The sequence below is a fragment of the Streptomyces sp. NPDC048275 genome, from assembly GCF_040652275.1.
In the GTDB taxonomy this organism is placed as follows: Bacteria; Actinomycetota; Actinomycetes; order Streptomycetales; family Streptomycetaceae; genus Streptomyces.
This window is the reverse complement of the sequence record NZ_JBEZLR010000208.1, coordinates 1-4,597: the sequence shown is the minus strand read 5'-3', so window position 1 is coordinate 4,597 and position 4,597 is coordinate 1. Positions and strand designations below refer to the sequence as shown.

Genomic DNA, 4,597 nt, shown 5'->3' with positions numbered 1-4,597 from the left:
GCCGTGCCCATAAAACCATCGCCCAGCACCCGCCCCCGAGCACCCTCAACTACCCCGCCACCAGGACATATACCCAGCTAAAGAGGAATCCAGCACTAGACTAGGACCTGTCTGATAATTGATGAACGTCGAAGAGAAGCGGCCGCACCGTTGAGAGTGCGGCCGCTTCTGTTCTCTCTCGCCACAGCGGGTATGCAGCATCGGAGAGGCCGCTCCGGGACGTCGTCCCGGCTTCGGTGCCGACGGGACCGCCTGCGGCCATCGAGCTGCGTCAGAACGTGTTGTAGGCGGTGACCTTGAAACCGTTGTTGTCATTGCGGATGCTGCGGTCCGGCGCGAAGCCCGTGGCCAAGTTCACGCATCGCGATGTGGAGTAGCTGCTGTTGGATGCCCACCACCAGTCGCCGTACGAGTCGAGGATCGCGACGCGAGTGCGGGGCTGGATTCGGGTTGATGCCGCGTTTTCAAAGATCTCCTGTCCATACCCCGGCGAGGATGCCGACGAGGCGTTGAAAGTGTCATTGATCCAGGGCTCGTCGCGGATCACTCCCACGGTGGTTGGGCCCAGGTACGTCCGATAGGCCGTGGCGCAGTCGGGGCCGTAGAAGATCTGGAAGCTTGGCCTCGGTTCGGCCGCCGCAGCGGGGCTGGCGGTACCAACGATTGCGGTGAGGGCGAGTAGCAAAGTAGCGATCACACTGCGGCGGGGAGACAGGGTCACCGGGTTCCCTTACGTTTGTTGAACTGCGCGGACGTATTTGTTGTGTACATGACCTTGCCCTTACGGGTCTTCGACGAAGGGCGTGCTCGGACGGATGAAGCCGGGTTGGTCCTACGGCCTCGACGGTGAAGAGATCAAGGGCACGCCAAGTAGCCTTTCCATCCTCAGCCTGAGCTGGCGTGATGCAGGCAGAGGATGGCCTGGACAAGGCTCGTGATGCGGGTGCGTGACGCCCCTTTCTCTAGCCTCACCCATGGACCTTAGGGTCGTCGTGGGCTTCGGACTTTGTCGTCCGTGCAGGAAACTTCGTCAGTCGTGCATCGCCCTGCGGGTGAGGTCATGCGCGACCGCCATGGCCGGTGTCAGCCACGTACGACGGGCACAGTAGCCCGGCCCGGTCGCTGAGTGTGCCGGTCGTTTGACCCACAAGGAACGGCCGCCGCGCACACCGGAATACGGGCAAGGCGGCGGTCGAGACCGCCTCTGGGTTACAGCCGCGACCTTGTTGAGCTCGACTGCTGCTACCGCTGGGAACACCTAATAGTTGGCCCGCCCATCAGCTAACCCCCGCGTACGTCGACAGCCCGCACCGTTCGGTGCGGGCTGTCGACGTTCCTGCCCTCGTCAAGGCACCTGGGGTCAGTCTCAGTTCTAGTCTCGATTGCTGGTCAATCCGGTGCGGTACGTGTTCGTCCGTGAACGTCCGGCACGGCGCCTGACCTGCAATGCGAAACCCTCGGCGGACTGCCCTGGACCACTGTGGACCAAGATCGGACAGCTCGTAATGCGTAGGTCTCGGGTTCGAATCCCGAAGGCGGCTCTGTAGAAGCCCCAGAACTCACTCGCCGTGATCTGGGGCTTTTGCTTTTAACGGACGCGGCGCCGATGCCGGGCGCGAGCCGCCTTGCTGTCTACGGTCTCAGTTCTGGTCTCAGTAGTGGGTTCCGGCTCGGGCATGAAGACGTCACCGATGCGGCGCATCGCGTCCTTCGAGAGGCTCGACCGACCCTTCACGTAGCGGCGTGTCTGGCTGATCTGCGTGTGCCGGAGGATCTCCATAATCGTCGGCATGTCCACCCCGACTTCGTTCAGGATCGTGCCTGCGGTGTGGCGGCTCCCGTCGTAGAGGCGTCGGTCGCTGATACCCGCCTCTTCGAGTAGCTCCTTGAACTCCTCCCAGTCCGCCCGTGGGTCAAGCGGCCGGCCGTCCGGACGCGTGAACACCGCGTCGTGCTCCTGCCACAGCTCGACCGCGGCGACCCGTGCTTCGTCCTGCTGTGCCTTGTGCTCAAGCAGGTAGGGAAGGAACGGCGGCGGGATGGGTACTTCGTTCCGGCTCTTCTTGGTTTTGGGGCGAGTGAAGGCGAGCCCACCGCCCTTGCGTTCCGGGCACGCGCTCGCGTGTCGCGTGCAGTCCTTCGCGCAGGGCTGTGGGCACCCCCGCGTGTAGTTCCGGTGCGTCACGCACTCGGGCGGGCAAGGCTCGAACCGGTGCAGACGCCGGCCGCACGTGTGCGGATCCGCGCATCCATGCCGCCATGTGAGGCGTTGGAGCTGCCACTGAGGGTGGAAGAGTTCTGCTTCGAGGTCGACGTACTTCCAGCGCAGACCGAGGGTTTCGCCCTGCCGGAATCCCATGCCGACACCGACCACCCATCGCATGAACGTGGGGCGCTTCGCTGCGGCCAGGAGGAAGGCGTGATGGTGCAGATCCGGCGGATCCGCTCCACCCACTCCGCGGCGATCTGGCGCCGCTCCGCGCTCATCTCCTGCGCGACCTGGCGCTGCTCCGCGGCCAGGGCCTCTTCCTCGCGGGCCTCTTCATACAGGGCGACGGAGCGGGCGCCGGCGCCCATCCCGACGCCGATCGTGGCGAGCGAGCCGAGCGCGGCCCAGGACAGGGGGCCGGTGGTGGCGATAGCCAGGGCTCCGGTGGTCGCGGACAGAGCGCCGGTCACGGGTCCGTGACCGGCGCTCCAGTCCAGCACCGGGCCACTGTCCGCCTGCTTCCTCTTCTGTGCGGCAGTGGTGGCACTCATGTCAGACGTTCCAGCCCTTCTCGGCCTCCGGGCCGTTGCGGGGGTCCTCGTGACGGGCGATGTCGTGCTCGTGGGCCTGACGGAACAGCGGCCCCATGTCCTCCGCGACCGCGACGGCGCTGTTCAGCGCGCCGAAGATGTCGTTGAAGCCGTCCGCGACTTCCTTCTCCAACGGGAACTCGGAGTCGGCGCGCTCGGCTCGCGCTGCTTGACCGGCCGATGACGCCGCTGGGTGAGCGTCGGCGCCGAACCCCGTGTGCGGATTCCGCTGGTCAGGCATGGGATCGCAGGTGCCGCGGAAGTCTCGGCTCGTTGCTGGCCGAGATGTTGTGGGGGTGGCGGATGCCGTCGATGCGCGCGGTTTTGGAAGCCCGGCGGAAGGCCGCGGTGGTGCGGGTGGAGGAGCTCGAAGCCGAACTGGAGCGGGTGCGGACGGACTTGGCGGAGGCGGAAGAGGTGCTCAGGCGTCGGGTGATCGGTCTCGAGCAGTATCTGGAGGCGCTGGCCGAGGAGGAGACGCCCGCGGTGGTGGCCGTCGGGGTGTCGCGGAAGAGGCCGGTCGGACCGCGACGCGCGGTGCCTCATCGGGAGAACGCGGCCGGGGTCGAGGACCTGTCGGTGGACTACCAGGCGATGATGGCCGCCGCGGCAGAGGCGAAAGCCGACGGGCTGGATGCCCGGCGGACGGCCGTGGTGCTCGGCTGGGACAGCGCCTCCGCTTCCCGCGTCGAGGGTGCGAGAGCACGTCTGAAGAGGCTGGTGGAACGGGGCTGGCTGGTGGAGGTGAAGCCGGGAAGGTTCACGCTGCCGGCATCGGAGCAGGCCCAGGATGCTGGTGCTGTCGGGCGGCCAGGCGGCGGTTCATGAGTGCGATCATCGACCACCGGATGACGGCTTCGCTGGTGTCGGTGCGTCGCTCGTAGTCCCGGACCAGGCGCCGGCTGCGCAGGAGCCAGGCGAAGGATCTTTCGACGACCCAGCGGCGGGGCAGTGCCTGGAAGCCGCGGACGTCTTCGCGGCGGCGGACGACGTCGAGGACGAGTCCGAGGTGCTGGGCAGCCCAGTCCTGGAGGTGGCCACGGTAACCGCCGTCGGCCCAGATCCGGGAACGCCGTCGCAAGTGACTCCTTGCCGCGGGCAGCAGGATGCGGGCAGCATCCCGGTCGGTCGTGGACGCCGGCGTGACCAGCACGTCCAGCAGGAGTCCGAGGGTGTCGGTGAGCAGGTGCCGCTTGCGCCCGTTGATCTTCTTCCCGGCGTCGAATCCTCGTGAGTCGTAAGCGACGGTGGCGTCCGCCTTCACTGACTGGGAATCGATGACAGCAGCACTCGGCTCCGGTTCACGGTCCTCCGCCCGGCGGACCGCCCGGTGCAGACGTTCATGCAGTTCGCTCACCAACCCCGTATCCCGCCAGCGGGCGAAGAAGGCATACACCCGAGTCCAGGGCGGGAAGTCGGACGGCATCGCCCGCCACTTGATGCCGTTGTCGACGAGGTAGCGCACTGCGTCGATCATCTGCCGGTGGCAGTAGCCCTCCGGACGGCCGCCCCGGCCCGCCAGCCAGCCCGGAACCGGCAGCAGATCCCGCATCAGGAACCACTCGGCATCGCTCATGTCCGAGCCGTATCGGGGTCGGCGATCCGGCCGGTCGGCCGCGTTCCCGAACCTGTGGGCGAGGCAGTCACACCCAGGAGTGGACGGACTGGACCCGGCAACCGCGACCACGCGGCACTTCGACAACAGACACCTCACGCGGCTAAGTGTCAAGCCGCGGCGGCAAGTTGGACTGGGAACGCGGTCTGTTCGTCGAACAGTTCGTGTTTCTGGAGGCAGTGG

The 4,597-nt window shown here is 66.7% G+C and carries 4 protein-coding genes and 2 pseudogenes; 1 reads left to right on the top strand and 5 read right to left on the bottom strand.

Annotated features, from left to right (window positions below; translation table 11 throughout):
* Positions 1–271 precede the first annotated feature (271 nt).
* From AB0D57_RS47190 to AB0D57_RS47175, 4 genes and pseudogenes are all read right to left on the bottom strand, one after another.
* Positions 272–721 carry a hypothetical protein gene (locus tag AB0D57_RS47190; protein ID WP_362088684.1) on the bottom strand — a complete coding sequence of 150 codons (450 nt, stop codon included), beginning with the start codon at positions 719–721 and terminating at the stop codon, positions 272–274.
* An 867-nt stretch (positions 722–1,588) separates the two neighbouring features.
* Positions 1,589–2,419, bottom strand: a pseudogene (locus AB0D57_RS47185) (tyrosine-type recombinase/integrase); the annotation flags it as partial.
* A pseudogene (locus AB0D57_RS47180) lies at positions 2,419–2,760 on the bottom strand (hypothetical protein); the annotation flags it as partial. The pseudogenes AB0D57_RS47180 and AB0D57_RS47185, both read right to left, overlap by 1 nt.
* Before the next feature lies 1 nt (position 2,761).
* Positions 2,762–3,040, bottom strand: a complete 279-nt coding sequence (locus AB0D57_RS47175) for a hypothetical protein (protein ID WP_362088683.1) — start codon at positions 3,038–3,040, stop codon at positions 2,762–2,764.
* 71 nt (positions 3,041–3,111) lie between these two features.
* Between AB0D57_RS47175 and AB0D57_RS47170 the strand changes: the two genes are divergently transcribed.
* Positions 3,112–3,627, top strand: a complete 516-nt coding sequence (locus AB0D57_RS47170; protein ID WP_362088685.1) for a hypothetical protein — start codon at positions 3,112–3,114, stop codon at positions 3,625–3,627.
* Here the strand turns inward: AB0D57_RS47170 and AB0D57_RS47165 are convergent.
* On the bottom strand, positions 3,560–4,375 hold the full coding sequence (locus AB0D57_RS47165) for an IS5 family transposase (RefSeq protein WP_362088682.1): 816 nt from the start codon (positions 4,373–4,375) through the stop codon (positions 3,560–3,562). The genes AB0D57_RS47170 and AB0D57_RS47165 overlap by 68 nt on opposite strands.
* Between the last annotated feature and the right edge of the window lie 222 nt (positions 4,376–4,597).

What these genes read in the sequence shown, in the direction of transcription:
- AB0D57_RS47175 (WP_362088683.1), bottom strand. Translation starts at nt 3,040, where the DNA reads ATGCCTGACCAGCGGAATCCGCACACGGGGTTCGGCGCCGACGCTCAC.
- AB0D57_RS47170 (WP_362088685.1), top strand. Translation starts at nt 3,112, where the DNA reads ATGCGCGCGGTTTTGGAAGCCCGGCGGAAGGCCGCGGTGGTGCGGGTG.
- AB0D57_RS47165 (WP_362088682.1), bottom strand. Translation starts at nt 4,375, where the DNA reads ATGAGCGATGCCGAGTGGTTCCTGATGCGGGATCTGCTGCCGGTTCCG.